This window comes from Rathayibacter rhapontici (assembly GCF_001995175.1).
Taxonomy (GTDB): domain Bacteria; phylum Actinomycetota; class Actinomycetes; order Actinomycetales; family Microbacteriaceae; genus Rathayibacter.
In genome coordinates, this window is sequence record NZ_MUKN01000049.1 from 1 (window position 1) to 19230 (window position 19230).

Genomic DNA, 19230 nt, shown 5'->3' on the forward strand with positions numbered 1-19230 from the left:
CCGCACCACCAGGCCCTGCCCACGCAGAAGAGCCGGGGTTAGGGTGGACGGGACGACGGCTTCGAGTCGTCCGCCGCCTCGAGCGGTTCAACTCCACAGCGCACGATCACGACAGGCGAGGAACGCATGGACGACAGAGCACCCGACGGCGACGACCGCGGAGCCGGCAAGCGCGACCAGCGGTCGGATCGTGCAGGAGGAGCGGATCGCTCCTCCGCTCCGCGCAGCAGCGGACGCGATGATCGTGCACGCGGGAACGAGGAGTCCCGGCCGCGTCGTGAGGGCGACTTCCGCCCCCGGACGGACGGTCCCGCTCGCCCCCGCACCGAGGGCGGCGGTCGTCCCTCGCGGGACGGCGACTCCCGTCCTCGCCGCGAGGGTGACTTCCGTCCGCGTACGGACGGCGATTCCCGTCCGCGGCGGGAGAACGACTCCCGTCCTCGTCGCGAGGGCGACTTCCGTCCGCGTACGGACGGCGACTCCCGTCCGCGACGAGAGAACGACTCCCGTCCTCGTCGTGACGGCGACTCGCGTCCTCGTCGGGACGGGGACGCCCGGCCGCGCACCGACGGGGAGTCACGTCCTCGTCGAGACGGTGATGCCCGTCCCCGTACCGATGGTGACTCCCGTCCGCGTCGTGACGGCGACTCCGGTCCTCGTCGTGAGGGTGGGTTCCGTCCCCGTAGCGACGGCGATTCCCGTCCTCGTCGTGACGGCGATTCCGGTCCTCGCCGTGAGGGTGGGTTCCGTCCCCGTAGCGACGGCGACTCGCGTCCCCGTCGTGAGGGCGATTTCCGTCCCCGCAGCGACGGTGATTCTCGAACAGGACGGGAGAGTGACTCCCGTCCTCGTCGTGAGGGCGACTTCCGTCCCCGCACGGAGGGCGACTCGCGTCCGCGTCGCGACGGAGACTCCGGTCCTCGTCGTGAGGGCGGGTTCCGTCCTCGGACGGACGGGGACTCGCGTCCGCGTCGTGACGGGGACTCCCGCGGGGGACGCGACGGCGGTCGCTCGTTCTCGGACGACCGCCGGGGTGGCGGCGACCGTCAGGGCGGTCGCGGGTTCGCCGGCCGTGGGGGTGCGCGCGAGGAGCCGGAGATCACGGAGGAGGAGCGCGAGCGCCGCTCCCTCCAGTCGGTCCGCCCGCGTCACGACGATCCCGAACTGCCCGACGACGTGCAGGCGAAGGATCTCGACCGGGTCGCCCGCAACGAGCTCAAGACGCTGACGAAGGAGAACGCCGACTGGGTCGCGATGCACCTGGTGATGGCGGGCCGCTCCTCGAGGAGGATCCGGAGCTCGCGCACCGGCACGTGCTCTCGGCTGCTCGGCGTGCGGGGCGCATCGCTGTGGTGCGCGAATCGCTCGCGATCTCGGCCTACGCGATCGGCGACTTCGCCCTGGCGCTCCGGGAGCTGCGCACGTACCGCCGGATCTCCGGGTCGGACGAGCAGGTCCCGCTGATGGTCGACAGCGAACGCGGTGTGGGGCGGCCCGACAAGGCGCTCGAGCTGGGTCGCTCCATCGATCGCAGCGCACTGACCGTCGGCGCTCAGGTCTCGCTCGCGATCGCGATGTCGGGGGCGCGTCTCGACCTCGGACAGGCCGAGCTGGCGCTGATGGAGCTCGAGATCCCGCAGCTCGACCCGAACAAGGCGTTCTCGTACAGCCCCGACCTCTTCGCCGCGTACGCGGCTGTGCTCGAGGAGCTCGGGCGCACCGAGGAGGCCGCGCAGTGGCAGCGCCGCGCCGATGTCGCGGCGCGTGCGGTCTTCGCGGCCGAGGGCGGTGGCGACGACGAGACGATCGAGGTGGTCGAGGAGGAGGACGAGTCCTTCACGGTCATCGAGGGCGGCGACGCTCCTACGGCCGCGTTCGACGACGAGTCGGAGAGCGCCGAGTCCTCGGACGGCACCGGTGACGGCGACGACGACCTGGTCGACGCCGACGTGGACGAGCCGATCGAGGCGGACGAGCCGATCGAGGCGGACGAGCCGATCGAGCTCGACGACCCCGCTGATCCGGACGCCGCTCTCGACGAGGACGACACCGCCGGCGGCGAGACCGAGGACTCCGGACTCGACCCGATCGCGGCCGACGACGACTCCGATCCCGACGCGGACGACTCCGACGCAGACTCCGTCGCGCCGGTCGACTCCGACACCGACTCGATCGCGCCGATCGATTCCGACACCGACTCCGATGCGCCGACCGACTCCGACGGCTCGGACGACGCCGTCGACTCCGACTCCGTCGACGCGGACCCGACCGTCGCTCACGACGCCGACGCCGACGCCGACGCCGACACCGACACAGACACGACCGACACCGACGAGGAGCCCCGTGTTCAGAACCCCGAAGACTGACCCGTCCCCGCTCGAGGGCCGCGACGCGGTCCTCGCCGACCTCGACGGAGTCGTCTACAAGGGTGCCGACGCGATCCCCTTCGCCGTCGACAGCCTGAACCGCGCCGGCGAGACGATGCGCGTCGGGTACATCACCAACAACGCGTCCCGCACCGACGCGTCCGTCGCGGCGCACCTGTCCGATCTCGGGCTCGTCGTCGTGCCGGAGGACGTGGTCACGTCGCCGCAGGCGGCCGTCGTGCTCCTGGCGGGTCTCGTGCCGGCCGGCTCGACGATCCTCGTGGTCGGCGGAGAGGGTCTGACGACGGAGGTCGAGCGCGCCGGGTTCCGGCTCACCCGCAGCGCCGACGACTCCCCGGCCGCGGTGATCCAGGGCTTCGCGCCGACGGTCGGCTGGGAGCAGCTGGCCGAGGCGTCGTTCGCCCTGCACTCGGGGATCCCGTGGGTCGCGACGAACACCGACTGGACGATCCCCGTCGCGCGGGGCATCGCTCCGGGCAACGGCACGCTCGTCTCGGCGGTGCACACCGCGGTCGGCCGGCTGCCCGTGGTCGCCGGCAAGCCCGAGCGCGCCATCTTCGATGCGGCGACAGCGCGGTTCGGCTCCGCGAATCCGCTGTTCCTCGGCGACCGGCTCGACACCGACATCAAGGGCGCGAACGCCGCCGGCATGGAGAGCGCGCACGTGCTCACCGGGATCGACCGCGCGAAGCAGCTCCTCGCGGCGGACGCGACGCTGCGCCCGACCTACGTCCTCGGCGATCTGCGCGAGCTGCACCTCCCCTACCCGGCGACGACGATCGCCCGGAACGGGACGCACTCGGTCCGCAACGCCAAGGTGCGCCTCGAGGGCGACTCCGTCGTGATCGTCGAGGCGGGCGACGACGAGCTGGACCTCCTCCGGGCCGCGTGCTCCGTCATCTGGAGCTCGGGCCGGGCGATCTACGGCCTCGAGGTCCCGGAGTCGCTCTACAGCTGATCGCCGACGGTGGACTCCTCGCGACGGAGGAGTCCACCGAGACGATTCGCCAGCAGCACTGCGAGCAGCGCGACGACGGCCCCGTAGGCGAACGTCGCGGTGAAGACGACCGGGCCCGCTCCGACGAGGCCGGTCACGGCGGCGGCGAGCAGGCCGGTGAGCGCGAGCGAGACGGACGCGCCTCCTGAGTCGGAGATCTGCAGGGCCGAGCTGTTGAAGCCCTCGCGTCCGGGCGCCGACCGGGCGAGCGTCAGCGTCCCCATCCGCGGGAACATCGTGCCCATGCCGCCTCCCGCGGCGAACCAGCCGACGGCGGCGAGGTACGGCGGGAGCGCGAGCGCGGACGTGAGCAGCACGATCAGCACGCCGACCAGCAGGAGCGACGTGCCCAGTCGCATGGCGCCCGCGTGGGTGAGCCGCGTTCCGGGCCGCCCCTGCAGGTTCGAGCCGAGCGCCCACGAGACGGCGCCGGCGGTCAGGACCGCCCCCGCCAGCCACGGCGGCAGGCCGTACTGCTCCGACAGAAGCAGCGGCAGGTAGACCTCGGTGCCGAAGAAGGCGGCCGCGACGGCTCCGCGCAGGAGGATCGTGGACGGCAGGACGCCGCGCGCGCGGAGGGTCCCCGGGGGCAGGAGCGCGTGTACGGCGAGGACGACGACCGCGATCGCGGCGACGGCGAGCACTCCGGCCGCGTCGGGAGCGATCTCGGCGCTGGTGCTCAGCACCACCACTCCGCCTGCCACGATCACCGCTCGGACGATGCGCACCACGGCCCCGCGATCGAACGGCCGCCGCTCCTGCCGCTCGAGAGCGCGCAGGGTCGGGGCGACGATCGCACTGGCGATGCCCACGAGGAGCACGACCCCGAGGAACACCCAGTGCCAGCTGGCGAGCTCGGCGACGACGCCGGCGGCGAACGGCCCCACCAGCGACGGGACCACCCACGCGGCGGCGAAAGCGCCGAAGATCCGCGGATGCAGCTCCGCCGGGAAGACCCGCGCGACCAGGACGTAGAGGGTGACGGTGATGCCTCCGCTGCCGAGCCCCTGCAGCAGGCGCGCGGCGACGAACACCTCCATCGTCCCGGCGAGGCCGGCCGCCACCAGCCCGAGGGTGAAGAGCAGGATCGCCGTGACCAGCGCCGGTGTCGGTCCGCGTCGATCCGCCGAGGACCCCGCCGTGACCATGCCGATGATGCTCGCGGCGAGCGTCGCGGCGAAGGCCAGCGGGTAGAGATCGCGTCCGTCGAGGTCGGCGCTGACGATCGGCATGATCGTCGTCACGGCCAGCGCCTCGAAGGCGCAGAGGAAGACCAGGCTCGTCGTGCCGACCGTGGTCAGGAGGTAGGGCGCGGAGGTGATGCCGCGGCGATCGTCTGCACGCACCCGCTCCACACTACGCCGGGCGCGGACGCTCAGCGGTAGACGGCCCAGTCGTCCCTTGCGAGCACCGTGGGGGTGCCGTCGACCTCGACGAGCCAGCCGGCGTCGTCGCGCTCGAGGTAGCGGCCCTGCAGGATCTCGGGGGCCCAGCCGCCGTCGCGCGACGAGACCCAGCGCACGAAGCGGACCGTTCCTCCGCGGCGGAAGAGTGTGCCGTTGTGGTCGCTCATGTCTGCACTGCTCTCGCTCGGGAGGGGTCGAGCTCCGTGGTCGGCTCGGGGACGAGGTGGAGTCCACGGCGCCCGTTGGCGGCGGCCGAGAGCTCGCGCAGCCAGTGCGCGTTGACCTCGGAGCCGACGGGGCCGTCGTACTCGTACTGCAGCGGGATCGCGGGATGCAGCCACAGCTCGCTGTGCCGGCCGTCGTCGGACGCGTCGATCGTCAGCACGAAGGCCTCGCTGCGGCGGAGCTTCGCGGTGATGACGAGCTGCAGGTGCGCGAGTGCACGGTCGTCGAACGGATGCGCGCTCGGCGGCGTTCCGTACAGCAGACGACCCATCACGCTGCCTTCCTCATCCGGGCGCACGAGTCGGAGGTCCCGCAGCGTCTGTGCAGGACTCTAGGTACTCGCTAAGTCGGTTAGCTAATCAATGTCGGTCCCAGTGCGCTTTCGGTACAGACGGCCCGGAGGCGGGTTCGAGGTGGTTCCATGGAGCCAGCGAGTTCCCGGCCGGGGCGCCTGCCTCGTCCCAGGAAGGCGCTCACCCATGGAAGTCCGTCCCGATCTCTTCGCCCTGCTCACGCGGCTCCGCTCGGCCGAGCGCGAGTACGACGGACGTGTCGAGGCCCGGCTGGGCATCGGCACCACGGATCTCGCCGCCCTGCGTCTGATCGGGGTCGGTGCCGAGCGCGACGAGGTGGTCCGCGCGGTCGACCTGGCCGCCGCGATCCGCATCACCACCGCCGCGGTCTCACTGATGATCGACCGGCTCGTGCGCGCCGGCTACGTCGACCGCGTGGCGGACCCCTCCGACGGCCGGGGCCGCATCCTGTGCCTGACCGAGAGCGCCCAGGCCGCGATCCGCGGCACCGACGAGCGACCTACGGAGCGATCCGCCTGCTCTCGGCGGGCATCCCGGACGACGAGGCGGTGCGGTTCGCCGCACTGCTCACCGGTGTCAGCGACATCCTCGAGGGCCACCCGCCGCCCCTGGCCGCCGCCTGATCCGACCCGAGTCGCAACGGCCCCGGTCGCGGTCTCAGCGGTGCAGCGTGGCGCTCGGGTACTCGCCGAAGCGCGCGAGGTAGGCCGAGCTGAACCGGCCCGGATTGCCGAATCCCCACGCGTGGGCGATCGCGGTGACGCTCGCCTCTCGCGGATCCGCCGCCGCCAGCTCCGCGTGCGCGGCGTCGAGCCGCACCGAGCGGATGTAGGCGATGGGCCGCACCCCGAGCACCCGCTGGAACGCGGACTGCAGACCGCGGACGCTCAGCCCGGCGACGACGGCCACCTCGGTGGGGCCGATCGGCTCCGCGGCGTGCGCGTGGATGAACTCGACCGCCTGGCGCAGGCGGGCGTTCCTCGGCAGCAGCAGCTCGGGCGGCGCGACGGCGCCTCCGGCGGGTAGAGCTCGAGCAGCGCCGCGATGGTGCCGCGGGTCAGCTCGTCCCAGAGGAGGTGGCTGACGCGCTCGCTGCGCAGGGCCTGCGCCGAGGCCGACACTGCGGCGCGCCAGTGCTGCACCGCCTGTGCCGTCGGAGTCACGCGGTGATCGAAGCGGAGCGGCCCGAGCAGTCCCTGCTCGGCGGCCACCTTCTCGACCGACGCGCGGCCGAGGTGCACGAGCTTCTGCTCGTAGTCGACGTACTCGAAGCCGAACGTGCGGCCGACCGGGAACAGCTGCGGCCGGCCGGGCACCATCGCGAGCGGCTCCGAGCCGTCGTCCACGGTGGCGTGCCCGCCGACGATCCACTGCACGACGACCTCGTCCGTCACTCCGACCTCGCCGCGGAGCTCGCCGGTCATGCGCGAGGTGCGCAGCGTCATCGCGGCGTCGCCGAGGGCCGCGTAGCGGTACGAGAAGGCGCTCTCACTGGGCAGCGCCGACCACTCGTCGCCGTTGTAGAGGGTGGCCAGCCGGTAGCGGGCCTCATCGGGGTCGCCGCCGCCGGTGTCCAGCCGGACGCGGGTGCGCTCGTCGTTCACGGGTCGTTCCGAACGGCCGTCAGCGGGTCAGGCGCTCGATGAGCTCGCGGTAGCGGTCCGCGGTCCGCTCGACGATCTCGTGGGGGAGGGTCGGCGGGAGGCCCTGGCCGTCCCAGTTGTCGCTCAACCAGTCGCGGACGATCTGCTTGTCGAAGGACTGCCCGCGGATTCCCGCGTCGTAGGCGTCGGCGTCCCAGTAGCGGGAGGAGTCGCTCGTGAGGACCTCGTCGCCGAGCGTCACGACGCCGTCGCCGTCGACGCCGAACTCGAACTTGGTGTCGGCCAGGATCACTCCGCGAGCCAGGGCGATCGTCGCCGCCTCCTGGTACACGTGCAGCGAGAGGGTGCGCAGCGCCTCCGCCGCCTCCTCGCCCACGATCTCGACGGTGCGCTCGAAGGTGATGTTCTCGTCGTGCTGACTGCGGGGCCTTCCACGCGGGCGTGTAGATCGGCTCGGGCAGGGCGTCGCCGTCGGAGAGGCCCTCGGGCAGCTCGACTCCGCAGACCGTGCCGCTCGCGCGGTACTCCTTCCACCCGCTGCCCGAGAGGTAGCCGCGCACGACGCACTCGATCGGGAACATGTCGAGAGTGGTGACGAGCATCGCGCGACGGGCGACCGGCTCCGGGATGTCGCCGCGGACGAGGTGGTTGGGGACGTCCTTCAGCTGGTGGAACCACCAGAGGGAGAGCTCGGTGAGCAGCTCGCCCTTGCCGGGGATGCCCGGCTCGAGGACGTGGTCGTAGGCGCTGACGCGATCGCTCGCGACGACCAGCATGCGGTCGGCGCCGAGCACCGGGTCGGCGTCGACCGGGGTGTAGAGGTCGCGCACCTTGCCCGAGTAGGCGTGCTGCCAGCCGGGGAGGGGGGTCGAGGAGTCGAAGGAGACGGTCACCGCACCATTCTCCCGGTTTCCGGCGGTTCGGAGGAGCGCTCTCCTGGATCGGATGCGCTGTCAACCACCGGCGCTCGAGGGGGGTGCGCGCCTACCGTCGAAGACATGACTTCCGAGAGCACTGCAGACCAGTACACGTTCCAGGACCCGACGAAGATGTACTCCGAGATCGACCCGGAGGAGCAGTACCAGGAGGGCGCCGGCCTGGACTCGAAGATGGACGACCTCGCCGACCGCGGCGAGTCGACCTACCGCGGCTCCGGCCGCCTGACCGGCCGCAAGGCGCTCGTCACCGGTGGCGACTCCGGGATCGGCGCGGCCGTCGCGATCGCCTACGCGCGCGAGGGCGCCGACGTCGCGATCGTCTACCTCCCCGAGGAGGAGAGCGACGCGAAGAAGGTCGTCGCGCTGATCGAGGAGGCGGGTCGCACGGCCGTCGCGATCCCCGGCGACATCACCGACCACGACTTCGCGGTCGGCGCAGTGGCGACGGCCGTCGAGGGACTGGGCGGCCTGGACATCCTCGTCAACAACGCCGGCAAGCAGCAGTTCGTCGAGGACTTCCTCGAGCTCTCGGACGAGCAGTTCGACGAGACCTTCAAGACGAACGTCTACGCCATGTTCTGGATGACGAAGGCGGCCCTGCCGCACCTCGCGCCCGGCTCCTCGATCATCAGCACCTCGTCGATCCAGGCCTACCAGCCGTCGCCGACGCTGGTCGACTACGCCAGCACCAAGGCCACGATCAACACGTTCTCGAAGGCGCTCTCGCAGCAGCTCGCGCCCAAGGGGATCCGCGTGAACGTCGTCGCGCCCGGCCCGATCTGGACGCCGCTGCAGACCGCGGGCGGCCAGCCGCCCGAGAAGCTGCCCGAGGTCGGCTCGCAGACGCCGCTCGGACGCTGGGGCCAGCCGGCGGAGCTCGCTCCCGCCTACGTGTTCCTCGCGTCGGCCGAGTCGAGCTACGTCGTCGGCGAGACGCTGCACGTGAACGGCGGCATGCCCACGCCGTGATGCTCGGCGGTGCGCCTGCGCTGTAACACTCGACAGCGCTGAAGGCCCGGCGAGCACTCGGGGACCACGGTCCTCCGAGTGCTTGCTGGGTCTTCGCTTTTGGTTGTCGTAACAATCGCTCCGGAGAAGGCGAACTGCGCAAGGCTTTCCTCATGACCGATTCCCTGCCGATCCTCGACCTCTCCCGCCTCGACCAGGGCGAGGAGGAGGCCGCCGCCTTCCGCCGCGACCTGCGCGAGACCACGCACGACGTGGGCTTCTTCTACCTCGTCGGCCACGGCGTGCCGCAGGAGCTCCTCGACGACGTCGTCGCCGTCTCCCGCCGCTTCTTCGACCTCCCGGAGGAGGACAAGCTCGCGATCGAGAACACGGCCAGCCCGCAGTTCCGCGGCTACACCCGCTTCGGCGCCGAGCTCACCAACGGCGACGTCGACTACCGCGAGCAGGTCGACATCGGCATCGAGCGCGAGGTCGTCCCGGCCGGCCCCGACGTGCCCGACTACCAGCGCCTCGAGGGCCCGAACCTGTGGCCCGAGGCCCTGCCCGAGTTCCGCACCCTCTTCGAGCGCTGGCACGCGGAGCTCGCCGCCGTCGCGATCCGCCTGCTGCGCACCTGGGCCGTCGCCCTCGACGCCCCGGCCGACGTCTTCGACGAGGCCTTCGCCGAGAAGGCGTTCCCCCTGGTCAAGGTCGTCCGCTACCCCGGCACCTCCGACCCCGAGCCCAAGCAGGGAGTTGGCGCGCACCGCGACGGCGGCGTGCTGACCCTTCTGCTGGTCGAGCCCGGCAAGGGCGGCCTGCAGGTCGAGCACGACGGCGAGTGGATCGAGGCGCCCGCGCTGCCCGGTGCCTTCGTCGTCAACATCGGCGAGATGCTCGAGCTCGCGACGGGCGGCTACCTCAAGGCCACGCTGCACCGCGTGATCTCGCCGCTGATCGGCACCGACCGCATCTCGATCCCGTACTTCTTCAACCCCTCGCTCGACTCGACCATGCCGTCGCTGCCGCTGCCGCTGCCCGAGGAGCTCAAGTCGGGTCTGTCGGTCGACCCGACCAACAGCGCGATCCTCGAGACCTACGGCGAGAACGCGCTGCGCTACCGCCTGCGGGCGCACCCGAACGTGGCCGAGGTGCACCACGCGGATCTGCTGGCGCCGACGAGCTGACGCTCGGCACTTTCCGGGACGGGGCGTCCCTCCTCCGCTGCGTGCGGGGCGAGGGGCGCCCCGTTCGTCGTTCCGGACGATGATCGGGAAAATGTAGCAACTGCACGGCTTTTGAGTTAGCGTCTCCTTCGACCCCTGGAACGGACCGTGCGAAGGAGCATCCCCATGACAGCAGCGACCCAGGCGACCAACCTCGCGCAGGAGGCGGCGCCGCCGAAGCTCGGGCGGCTCGGACCGCTCCTGTTTCTCGCCCACGCCGGATGGATGCTGCCGTTCAGTGCTGCGAACGCGCTCATCCCGGCACTGATGACCGAGATCGATCCCGAGCGCAAGATCGCGCTCTTCGCGACGCTCGCCGCAGCAGGCTCGGTGGCGAGCATGATCGCCACGGTCGTCTTCGGCGCTCTGTCGGACCGCACCCGCTCGCGCTATGGCCGTCGCAATCCTTGGATCGTCAGCGGAGGAGTCCTTCTGGGCGCCGCCGCGACGACCATGTCGTTCACGAGCGACTTCGGACTGCTCGTGGTGCTCTGGGTCGTCTTCCAGGTCGGTCTCGCCGTCGTGCTCGCTCCGCTGTTCGCCGTGCTCCCCGAGCGGGTCGGCGCGCAGAACCTGGGCAAGGCGTCCACGCTGATCGGACTGGGGCAGCTGCTCGCGCAGAGTCTCGGTGCGATCGTCGGAGGCGCCTACATCACGATGCCGCGGGACGGCCTGCGCTGGCTGCCCTGGCTGATCGCGATCGCGATGGTCGTCTTCGTCCTGTTCTCGCGGGAGCCCGACAACCGCGACGAACCGCGCGAGGCGTTCTCCGTCGGGGCGCTGCTGAGGAGCTTCGTGCCGCCGAAGGACCGCGACTTCCTGCTGGCGCTTGTCGGGCGGTTCCTCCTGCTGCTGTCGTTCATGATGGTTCTGCTGTACCAGCTGTTCGTCCTCACCGACTACATCGGCCTCGATCTCGCGGAGGCCGGCGCCGTCATCGGTCTGGGCGGGGTCGTGATGGCGGTCTCCTCCGGCGTCGCGACTCTGGTCTCGGGACCCCTCTCGGACGCGCTGCAGCGCCGCAAGCCGATCGTGATCGCGGCGTCGATCGTGTTCGCCGTCGCCGAGTTGCCGTTGATCTTCGTCGCCGAGGTCTGGGCGTTCTACGCGTTCCTCGCCGTCGGAGGCTTCGCGTACGGCATGTACATCGCGGTCGACCAGGCGCTCCTCGCCGAGGTGCTGCCCAGCGCCGAGAACCGCGGGAAGGACATGGGGATCCTCAACATCGCCAATACGGGCCCGCAGATCATCGCGCCGATCGTCGCCGGGGTCATCGTCTCGACCGCCGGATTCTCGACGGTCTTCACGATCGCGGTCGTCCTGGCGGTGCTCGCCGGCCTCGCGCTGATCCCCATCCGCCGGGTGCGGTGACGTCGGAACCGCGTGCCGCCGGAGCGCCGAGGGGGTCGTACGCGAAGAGCGTCGCGCGCCGCCGCGCGATCGTCGAGTCCGCCGTCGCCGAGTTCGGCGAGCGAGGCTACGCCGGTAGCTCGTTGATCCGCATCGGCGATCCGCTCTCGATGAGTGCGGCGGGGGTCCTGCACCACTTCCCGCGGAAGGAGCTGCTCCTCCACGAGGTGCTCGAGTGCCTCGCGCAGTCCCTCCCGCAGGTGCTCGACGGCGAGCGCGACGTGCCGGCCGTGATGCACGCGCTCGTCGCTCGTGCTCTGGAGCGGCCGGAGCGTCTTCGTCTCCTGACAAGGCTGGAGCTCGAGGCGGCGGATCCCGCCCATCCCGCGCACGCCTGGTTCCGCGATCGCGACCGTACGCTGCGGGATCGACTCGCCGCTGTGGTTCGGCGGTGCCAGGAGCGGGATCGCGACGCGCTGTCCGACCCCGACCTCGTGGCGGCCGCTCTCGCTGCGCTGTGGCGGGGGCTCCGACTCGGGCTGCTCGGCGACCCGACGACCGACGTCCTGGCTGTCCTCCGCCGGTGCTCGGAGGCGCTCGCACCGGCCCGCGCGACGAGCGGTCCGGACCGTGACGGTGTTGAAATGTAGCAACTGTTCGCTTTTTGGTTCGCAGTCGGTTAGTGTCCTGATCACCGCCGGTCCCCTCCTCCGCGAGGACCGCGCCCCTGCCGAGAACGACCCGATGACGTCGTGGTTCCTGCGTCGTCGAGGCGTCCCTCCGTCCGTCCGACCAGAAGGCCCAGACCTATGACGTCACTGTCGCTCCCCGTCCTCCCGCTCACCGGGACCGACGGCATCTCCGCGTCCGACCTCCCTCGTCTCGAGCGCGTCGGTGAGGCCGTCCGACTGATCGTCGACGGCGCCCCCTACCTCGCTCTCGGCGGGGAGCTCCACAACTCGACCTCGTCCGATCCCGCCTACCTCGACCGGGCCTGCGCTCGTCTGGCGGAGTCGGGCGTCACCACGATCGTGGCGACGACGAGCTGGGACGAGGTCGAGACCACGGAGGGCGCCTTCGACTTCTCGTCCGTGTCCGCCACTCTCGACGTCGCACGCAGGCACGGTCTGCGCATCGTGCTGATCTGGTTCGGCGCGTACAAGAACGCCCGGTCCACCTACGCGCCGACCTGGGTCCGCGCCGACCTCGACCGATTCCCCCGGGCGCGTGTCGTCCCCTCCGAGACCGCCGCCCCCTTCAGCTACGCCGGCGCCATGTCCAAGCCGGAGCTGTCCGTCTTCTCGCGGGAGCTGCGGGCGGCCGACGCCGCCGCCTACGCCGCCCTGCTTGAGCACCTGCGAGTCGAGGACGCCGAGCACACCGTGATCATGGTGCAGATCGAGAACGAGGTGGGTCTGCTGGGCGGCGGACGCGACATCAGCCCGACCGCTCAGGCGGCGTGGGAGAGCGACGTCCCCGCGGTCGTCGTCGAGACGGTCCTCCGACACGAGGAGTTCGCCGGCAGCTGGCTCGCCGAGCGACTCGCTCAGGGCACCGGGAGCTGGGCGGAGGTCTTCGGCGAGGACAACCGCTCGGACGAGCTGTTCATGAGCTGGGGCTTCGCGAGCTACATCGAGGAGCTCGCCGCGCTCGGCAAGGCCGTTCTGCCGCTCCCGACGCTCGTGAACGCCTGGCTCGGGCCGCAGCCCGGGCAGACGAAGGCGGGCCAGTACCCCAGCGGCGGACCCACCTCGACGATGATCCCGGTCTGGGAGTCTCTCGCTCCGTCGATCGACATCATCGCGCCGGACATCTACGTTCAGGACTCGGAGCCGGTCATGCGCGAGTACTCGCGCGGAGGCCGTGCGCTCCTCATCCCTGAGGCACGGTTCCGCGTCGCCGACCTCTTCCTCGCGCTGGCGCGGTACAACGGAGTGGGCTACTGCGCGTTCGGCGTCGAGGACGGCCGTCCGGGCAACCAGTTCTTCACGGCCTCCAGCCTGCTGACCAGCCAGACGGGGGCGGTCGTCCACGCCCAGGCCGCGGGCCGCATCCGCGCAGTCCTGCTCGAGGGGGAGGAGCCGCAGACCTTCTCGTTCGGCGAGTACACCGTCACGGTGCACGACACCGCCGCGTTGTTCACGCGGGTGCTGCTCGACGCCGGAGTGGCGCGTCCGGTCTCGCGCCCCGAGCTCGAGCTCGAGAGCTCCGCCGGCCCCTTCGGCCCCGATCCGGCGGACGACCGGGCGTTCGGCGCGATCCTCCAGATGGCGGACGACGAGTTCCTCCTCCTCGGGACCGGCTTCACCGTCGACTTCGCCCACTCGCGCGACGTCGTCGAACTCGACCGGGTCCGCGAGCTCCGGCAGGAGGACGGCGACTGGATCGAGGGTCGGCTCCTGAACGGCGACGAGCACATGAGGCTCGTGCCCACCGGGGAGATCGGCGGCTCGCGCGTGCGTCTCCTCCGTCACCGGGCGCAGTAGCGGCCCGCCCCCCATCGTCCGCCCCGCACCGGGGCGGCACCACCCCTCTCCGGGCCCGGCGCACTGCGGGCACCGGCCGACGTCCGCCGTGCCCGCGTGAGGACCACGCACGGTTCCCCGACGAGGTCCTCGCTCGACATCCCCCACCAAGGAGTACATCAATGACGATCCGTACACGCACCCTCCGACTCGGAGCGGCCGCAGCGATCGCTGCGCTCGCGATGACCGGATGCTCCCCCGCCGCAGGCGGCGGAGCCGCCTCCACCGACCTCACCCTGGCGACGTCCTTCGACTTCCAGTCGTTCGATCCGGGCGAGCTCACCACCGGCGGCGAGGCACCCCAGTACTGGATGCCGGTCTACGACACCCTGCTGACCTCGGAGCCGGACGGCTCCCTGAGCCCGGGACTCGCGACCAGCTGGTCCTACGACGAGACGAACACCAAGCTCTCGCTCGAGCTGCGTGACGACGTCACGTTCTCGGACGGGGCGGCGTTCGACGCCGAGGCGGTCAAGGCGAACATCGAGCACGCGGCGGCCGGCTCCGGCGCCGACAAGTGGCGCTCTGCCTCGATCTCGCAGATCGACGTGATCAGCCCGACCGAGGTCGACTTCACCCTCACGCAGCCCGACCCGTTCCTGCTCACCAACCTCGCGTTCAGCGCCGGCGCCATGGGCTCGCCCGACGCCCTCGACAACGAGGACATCACGCTGAACCCCGTCGGCTCGGGTGCCTACGTGCTCGACACGGCGGCCACCACCGTGGGGTCGACCTTCGTCTACAAGAAGAACCCCGACGCATGGAACGCCGACGCCTGGCCCTACGAGAAGATCAGCCTGAAGGTGATCGCCGACGTGACCGCCCGGGTCAACGCGGTCAAGTCCGGGCAGGCCGACGGCGCCTGGATCGACCAGGCCACCTCGACCGGGTTCGACGAGTCGAAGTTCACGCTCTACTCCGACCCCGTCGACTGGGTGGGCATGAACATCGCCGACCGTGACGGAACCACCCAGCCGGCGCTGAAGGACGTGCGCGTCCGCCAGGCGATCGCGATGGCGTTCGACCGCGAGGCCATCCTCGACAGCATCGACGGAGGAGCGGGCACCGTCACCGAGCAGATGTGGAGCGAAGGCACCGACGCCTACGATCCCGCCCTCGAGGGCACCTACCCCTACGACCCCGAGCGGGCCGAGCAGTTGCTCGCCGAGGCCGGCTACCCCGACGGCTTCTCGGTCGAGATGGCCGACTTCTCCTTCCGCGCGAAGTACCAGCCGATCGTGCAGAAGTACCTCTCCGCCATCGGCATCACCGTCTCCTACATCCCGATCAACCCGGCCAACCTCTTCGAGGAGTTCGCCAACCCGCGGTTCAGCCTGCAGATCGCGAGCGTCGGCGGTGGAGCGGACTCGTGGGACGGCCTCACGACGGTCCTTCCCGACGGCTTCTTCAACCCGTTCCACACGACGACTCCCGAGTTCGAGGGCATCGTCGAGCAGATCCGCAGCACGAGCGGCGAGGAGCAGGTGAGCGCCTACCAGGCGGCCAACCGCTACGTGACCGAGAACGCGTGGGTCGCGCCCTGGTACAAGGTCGACAGCATCTACGTCACCTCCGCCGACACCACCACCGAGCGGCTCTTCGGCTCGGTCGCGCCGCTGATCAGCAGCTTCGCACCCGCATCCTGACACCGCGCTCCCGCAGGGGCCGGGCGACCGGCCCCTGCGGGAGCGAACCGAAGAGAGGCACACAGTGGTCGCATTCATCGCGCGCCGGCTGATCGCAGGGATCCTCCTCATCCTGTCGGTCTCCGTCGTGACGTTCTTCCTGGTCTACTCCAGCGGCGCCGACATCGCCCGCAACATCCTCGGCCAGACCGCCACCGAGGAGTCCGTCCGGCAGCGAGCCGAAGAGCTCGGGCTCACCCTGCCGATCTGGCGGCAGTACCTCGACTGGCTGGGCGGCGTCCTCACGGGTGATCTGGGCAGCTCCTTCTACAACAACCAGCCGGTGACCGACGCGCTCGCCAACCGCGTGCCCGTCACGCTGTCGGTCGTGATCGGAGCGGTCCTGGTCGTCGCCGTGTTCTCGGCGCTGCTCGGAGTGCTCGCGGCGGTGCGACGGGGGTGGATCGACCGCGTCGTCCAGGTCTTCAACGTGATCGCGAACGCATCCCGAACTTCTGGCTCGCGCTCGTCCTCGTGATCGGGTTCGCGATCACGATCCCCCTGTTCCCGGCCACCGGGTACACGCGGTTCGCGGACGACCCGGGCGCCTGGCTCCTGGGACTCGTCCTCCCGGTCGCCTCGCTCGCCTTCGGCGGGCTGTCGGTCGCCTCGATCGTCCGCAGCTCGATGATCGACGTGCTGCGCCAGGACTACATCCGCACCCTGCGGTCCCGCGGTCTCTCCAGGCGCGAGATCCTCTACGTCCACGCCCTGCGCAACGCTGCGGCCCCGTGGCTGACGCTGCTCGGGCTCCAGTTCATCGGCTTGATCGGCGGAGCGGTCGTGATCGAGAAGGTCTTCGCCCTGCCCGGCCTGGGCAGCCTCACGGTATCGGCGGCGCTGCAGGGTGACGTGCCGATCATCATGGGCGTCGTCCTCGTGGTCGTGGTGCTCGTCGTGCTGATCTACCTGCTGATCGACCTCGTCAATGCCTGGCTCAACCCGAAGGTGCGTGCACGATGACCGCAGTGATCGACCCCAGCTCCGCTGTCGACGGTCGTCCGCCCGCGCGTCGCGGGGCCCTGCGTCGCTTCGTCGCCAATCCGCTCGGCCTGATCTCGGCCGGGATCCTCGCGGTGATCGTGCTCTCGGCGCTGCTCGCTCCCTGGATCACCCCGAACGATCCGGCGTTCGCCGACCTCTCGCAGGTGAACTCGGCGCCGAACGCCGACTACCTGCTCGGCGGAGACGGATCGGGCCGCGACATCCTGAGCAGGCTGCTCTCCGGCGCCAGGCTCACGCTGTTCGCCGGCGTGATCGTGGCGGTCGTGGCCCTCTCGCTCGGACTCGCGGGCGGCCTCCTGGCCGGCTACGTCGGGCGCTGGGTCGACTCGTCCCTGAACTTCGTCACCGACGTGATCATGGCGCTGCCGGCGATGATCCTTCTTGTCGCCCTCTTCGCCGTCTTCGGTCCGAACGTGAGCATCGCCATGACGGCCTTCGGGATCCTGGTGTCGCCGTTCATCTACCGGCTGGTGCGCACCGTCGTCCGCGGCGTGCGCAACGAGCTCTACGTCGACGCGGCGCGGGTCTCCGGCCTGAGCGACACCCGCATCGTCACCCGTCACGTCCTCGCGGCCGTGCGGGCACCGCTGATCATCGTCGGCGCCAACACCGTCGGGGCCGGCATCGCCATCCAGGCGGGCCTGGAGTTCCTCGGCCTCGGCGACCCCTCGTCGCCGACCTGGGGCGGGATGCTGAATGACGCGTTCCTCAACATCTACAGCGCGCCGCTCAACGTCGTCTGGCCCGGTCTCGCTATCGGCCTGACGATCGGCTCGCTCAGCCTCCTCGCGAACGCGTTGCGCGACGCGCTCGAGGACACCGCACCGGTGCGGACGCGAGCGCAGGAGCGGCTCACCACGGAGGCGATCCGCACCTCTCACGCCCCCGCCGTCGACGCTGTCGAGCCCGAGGGCGACCTGCTGGTGTCGGTGCGCGACCTGCGCATCGGCTACCCCGACGGGCAGGGCGCCGAGAAGGTCGTCGTCAGCGGCGTCGACCTCAGTATCGCCCGGGGCGAGATCGTCGGTCTGGTCGGCGAGTCCGGCTCCGGCAAGTCGCAGACCGCCTTCGCGATCCTCGGTCTCCTCCCGCCCACCGCCCGCATCCTCGGAGGCTCCGTGCGCGTTGCCGGGCACGAGATGGCTGATGTCGACGACCGTGACCTGCGGGCCCTCCGAGGGACGACGATCGCCTACGTGCCGCAGGAGCCGATGTCGAACCTCGATCCGTCGTTCACCATCGGGCATCAGCTCGTCGTGCCGATGCGCCGCCGACTCGGGCTGGGGAGACAGGAGGCGAAGGCCCGCGCGCTCGATCTGCTCGACCGCGTCGGGATCGCCGACCCCCGTCACACCTTCACTTCGTACGCCCACCAGATCTCGGGCGGGATGGCTCAGCGCGTGCTCATCGCGGGGGCGATCTCGTGCGACCCCGAGCTCCTCATCGCCGACGAGCCCACCACGGCGCTCGACGTCACCGTGCAGGCGGAGGTCCTCGACCTCCTCCGCGACCTTCAGAAGGAGAGGACGATGGGGATGCTCCTCGTCACGCACAACTTCGGCGTCGTCGCCGACATCTGCGACCGCGTCGCCGTGATGCAGCAGGGCCGGATCGTCGAGACGGGCACCGTGGACGAGCTCTTCGCCCATCCGCGCCACCCGTACAGCCGCTCGCTCCTCGGCTCGACCCTCGAGAGCCGCCCGCCCCGTCGTGAGCGGGACGCCGTGGACGGAGTGGCGCGATGACCGCGCTGATCGAGACGCGGGACCTGGCCGTCAGCTACCCCGGGCGCACCGCTCTCGCCAAGCCCGTGCCGGTCCTGTCGGGCGTCTCGATCGCGATCGAGCCCGGACGCACGCTCGGCCTCGTCGGCGAATCCGGCTCCGGGAAGACGACGCTGGGCCGTGCGATCCTCGGGCTCGCTCCGGTCGCCGGCGGCTCGATCCTGTTCGAGGGCAGGGACGTCTCACACCTGCACCATCGGAGCCGCCGTGCGCTCGCGGCCGATATCCAGGTCGTGTTCCAGGATCCGTACACGTCGCTGAACCCGAGCATGACGATCGAGCAGATCCTCGCCGAGCCGCTGTGGGCGTCCGGTACGGGCAAGGCCGAGGCGCGGAGGAAGGTGCGATCGCTCTTGTCCGATGTGGGCCTCCCCGCGGACTCGGCCGACCGGCTGCCCCGCGAGTTCAGCGGTGGCCAACGTCAGCGCATCGCCATCGCGCGTGCGCTCGCCCTGCAGCCGAAGCTCATCGTCTGCGACGAGCCCGTCTCGGCCCTCGACCTGACCACCCAGGCCCGGGTACTCGACCTGTTCATCGACATCCAGGCGAGCACAGGAGTCTCGTACCTCTTCGTCACGCACGACCTCGCCGTGGTGCGCTACATCGCTCACGAGGTCGCGGTGATGCAGGGCGGCACCATCGTGGAGCAGGGCGACGCCGCCGCGGTGACCGAGCATCCACGGCACCCGTACACGCAGCAGCTGCTGCTCGCCGCGCCGATTCCGGATCCCTCCGCCCAACGGGAGCGGCGGGCCCAGCGGCAGCGGCTCGCCTCGACGCTGCCGTGACCGGGGCGAGGGGTGCCGCGCTCCTCGCGGCGCTCCTCCGCTCTCGGA

The 19230-nt window shown here is 70.9% G+C and carries 18 protein-coding genes and 3 pseudogenes; 15 read left to right on the top strand and 6 right to left on the bottom strand.

The window, feature by feature from the left end; genetic code table 11:
• The first annotated feature begins 1352 nt into the window (after positions 1 to 1352).
• Together B0T42_RS22380 and B0T42_RS14435 are read left to right on the top strand one after the other, a co-directional pair.
• Positions 1353 to 2366 carry a hypothetical protein gene (locus B0T42_RS22380; RefSeq protein WP_342418257.1) on the top strand — a complete coding sequence of 338 codons (1014 nt, stop codon included), beginning with the start codon at positions 1353 to 1355 and terminating at the stop codon, positions 2364 to 2366.
• Positions 2344 to 3345, top strand: a complete 1002-nt coding sequence (locus tag B0T42_RS14435; RefSeq protein ID WP_236720306.1) for an HAD-IIA family hydrolase — start codon at positions 2344 to 2346, stop codon at positions 3343 to 3345. The genes B0T42_RS22380 and B0T42_RS14435 overlap by 23 nt, the downstream gene beginning before the upstream one ends.
• On the opposite strand, the gene B0T42_RS14440 is transcribed toward B0T42_RS14435, so the two are convergent.
• From B0T42_RS14440 to B0T42_RS14450, 3 genes are read right to left on the bottom strand one after another with little or no spacing between them, the layout of a single operon-like run.
• Entirely contained in the window at positions 3336 to 4730 is a 1395-nt protein-coding gene (locus tag B0T42_RS14440; RefSeq protein ID WP_077223735.1) for an MFS transporter, read from the bottom strand. The two genes, B0T42_RS14435 and B0T42_RS14440, sit on opposite strands and share 10 nt — an antisense overlap.
• Before the next feature lie 29 nt (positions 4731 to 4759).
• The gene (locus B0T42_RS14445; protein ID WP_077223736.1) at positions 4760 to 4957 is read right to left on the bottom strand and encodes a hypothetical protein; all 198 of its coding nucleotides are present in this window, start codon (positions 4955 to 4957) and stop codon (positions 4760 to 4762) included.
• The gene (locus B0T42_RS14450) at positions 4954 to 5286 is read right to left on the bottom strand and encodes a DUF7882 family protein (protein ID WP_077223737.1); all 333 of its coding nucleotides are present in this window, start codon (positions 5284 to 5286) and stop codon (positions 4954 to 4956) included. Before B0T42_RS14450 ends, B0T42_RS14445 begins: the two co-directional genes overlap by 4 nt.
• A gap of 208 nt (positions 5287 to 5494) precedes the next feature.
• On the opposite strand from B0T42_RS14450, the pseudogene B0T42_RS22765 reads away from it, so the two are divergent.
• Positions 5495 to 5758 (top strand): annotated as a pseudogene (locus B0T42_RS22765) (MarR family transcriptional regulator); the annotation flags it as partial.
• A 20-nt stretch (positions 5759 to 5778) separates the two neighbouring features.
• Positions 5779 to 5952, top strand: coding sequence for a hypothetical protein (locus B0T42_RS20155; protein ID WP_158078142.1), 174 nt, complete (start codon positions 5779 to 5781; stop codon positions 5950 to 5952).
• Positions 5953 to 5986: 34 nt separating this feature from the next.
• Here B0T42_RS20155 and B0T42_RS20160 read toward each other — a convergent pair whose 3' ends face one another.
• The 3 genes and pseudogenes from B0T42_RS20160 to B0T42_RS14465 all read right to left on the bottom strand — a co-directional run bounded on the left by B0T42_RS20160 (position 5987) and on the right by B0T42_RS14465 (position 7826).
• Positions 5987 to 6238 (bottom strand): helix-turn-helix domain-containing protein, encoded by a 252-nt coding sequence (locus tag B0T42_RS20160; protein ID WP_158078143.1) that lies wholly within the window; start codon positions 6236 to 6238, stop codon positions 5987 to 5989.
• Complete coding sequence (locus B0T42_RS20165) at positions 6217 to 6933, bottom strand: hypothetical protein (RefSeq protein ID WP_158078144.1); 717 nt, start codon at positions 6931 to 6933, stop codon at positions 6217 to 6219. The genes B0T42_RS20160 and B0T42_RS20165 overlap by 22 nt, the downstream gene beginning before the upstream one ends.
• 19 nt (positions 6934 to 6952) lie before the next feature.
• Positions 6953 to 7826: pseudogene (locus tag B0T42_RS14465) on the bottom strand (phosphoribosylaminoimidazolesuccinocarboxamide synthase).
• A 105-nt stretch (positions 7827 to 7931) separates the two neighbouring features.
• On the opposite strand from B0T42_RS14465, the gene B0T42_RS14470 reads away from it, so the two are divergent.
• The 11 genes and pseudogenes from B0T42_RS14470 to B0T42_RS14510 all read left to right on the top strand — a co-directional run bounded on the left by B0T42_RS14470 (position 7932) and on the right by B0T42_RS14510 (position 19182).
• Positions 7932 to 8840 (top strand): glucose 1-dehydrogenase, encoded by a 909-nt coding sequence (locus B0T42_RS14470; RefSeq protein WP_077223739.1) that lies wholly within the window; start codon positions 7932 to 7934, stop codon positions 8838 to 8840.
• A gap of 152 nt (positions 8841 to 8992) precedes the next feature.
• Positions 8993 to 10006, top strand: coding sequence for an isopenicillin N synthase family dioxygenase (locus B0T42_RS14475; RefSeq protein WP_077223740.1), 1014 nt, complete (start codon positions 8993 to 8995; stop codon positions 10004 to 10006).
• Positions 10007 to 10171: 165 nt separating this feature from the next.
• Entirely contained in the window at positions 10172 to 11416 is a 1245-nt protein-coding gene (locus B0T42_RS14480; RefSeq protein ID WP_077223741.1) for an MFS transporter, read from the top strand.
• Positions 11413 to 11613 (top strand): annotated as a pseudogene (locus B0T42_RS22770) (TetR family transcriptional regulator); the annotation flags it as partial. The gene B0T42_RS14480 and the pseudogene B0T42_RS22770, both read left to right, overlap by 4 nt.
• A 42-nt stretch (positions 11614 to 11655) precedes the next feature.
• The gene (locus B0T42_RS21485) at positions 11656 to 12045 is read left to right on the top strand and encodes a hypothetical protein (protein WP_236720307.1); all 390 of its coding nucleotides are present in this window, start codon (positions 11656 to 11658) and stop codon (positions 12043 to 12045) included.
• Between the two features lie 159 nt (positions 12046 to 12204).
• A complete protein-coding gene (locus tag B0T42_RS14490) occupies positions 12205 to 13881 on the top strand; it encodes a DUF5597 domain-containing protein (protein ID WP_139344527.1) in 1677 nt (558 codons plus the stop codon).
• A gap of 161 nt (positions 13882 to 14042) precedes the next feature.
• Positions 14043 to 15566 (top strand): ABC transporter substrate-binding protein, encoded by a 1524-nt coding sequence (locus B0T42_RS14495; protein WP_077223742.1) that lies wholly within the window; start codon positions 14043 to 14045, stop codon positions 15564 to 15566.
• A gap of 64 nt (positions 15567 to 15630) precedes the next feature.
• Entirely contained in the window at positions 15631 to 16083 is a 453-nt protein-coding gene (locus tag B0T42_RS21490; RefSeq protein WP_236720308.1) for an ABC transporter permease, read from the top strand.
• Entirely contained in the window at positions 16080 to 16568 is a 489-nt protein-coding gene (locus tag B0T42_RS21495; protein WP_236720309.1) for an ABC transporter permease, read from the top strand. The genes B0T42_RS21490 and B0T42_RS21495 overlap by 4 nt, the downstream gene beginning before the upstream one ends.
• Entirely contained in the window at positions 16565 to 18355 is a 1791-nt protein-coding gene (locus tag B0T42_RS14505) for a dipeptide/oligopeptide/nickel ABC transporter permease/ATP-binding protein (RefSeq protein WP_077223743.1), read from the top strand. The genes B0T42_RS21495 and B0T42_RS14505 overlap by 4 nt, the downstream gene beginning before the upstream one ends.
• Entirely contained in the window at positions 18352 to 19182 is an 831-nt protein-coding gene (locus tag B0T42_RS14510; RefSeq protein WP_077223744.1) for an ATP-binding cassette domain-containing protein, read from the top strand. Before B0T42_RS14505 ends, B0T42_RS14510 begins: the two co-directional genes overlap by 4 nt.
• Positions 19183 to 19230: the final 48 nt, after the last annotated feature.

Coding starts and splice junctions, on each gene's coding strand:
- B0T42_RS14445 (WP_077223736.1), bottom strand. CDS start 4,957: ATGAGCGACCACAACGGCACACTCTTCCGCCGCGGAGGAACGGTCCGC.
- B0T42_RS14450 (WP_077223737.1), bottom strand. CDS start 5,286: ATGGGTCGTCTGCTGTACGGAACGCCGCCGAGCGCGCATCCGTTCGAC.
- B0T42_RS14470 (WP_077223739.1), top strand. CDS start 7,932: ATGACTTCCGAGAGCACTGCAGACCAGTACACGTTCCAGGACCCGACG.
- B0T42_RS14475 (WP_077223740.1), top strand. CDS start 8,993: ATGACCGATTCCCTGCCGATCCTCGACCTCTCCCGCCTCGACCAGGGC.
- B0T42_RS14480 (WP_077223741.1), top strand. CDS start 10,172: ATGACAGCAGCGACCCAGGCGACCAACCTCGCGCAGGAGGCGGCGCCG.
- B0T42_RS14490 (WP_139344527.1), top strand. CDS start 12,205: ATGACGTCACTGTCGCTCCCCGTCCTCCCGCTCACCGGGACCGACGGC.
- B0T42_RS14495 (WP_077223742.1), top strand. CDS start 14,043: ATGACGATCCGTACACGCACCCTCCGACTCGGAGCGGCCGCAGCGATC.
- B0T42_RS14505 (WP_077223743.1), top strand. CDS start 16,565: ATGACCGCAGTGATCGACCCCAGCTCCGCTGTCGACGGTCGTCCGCCC.
- B0T42_RS14510 (WP_077223744.1), top strand. CDS start 18,352: ATGACCGCGCTGATCGAGACGCGGGACCTGGCCGTCAGCTACCCCGGG.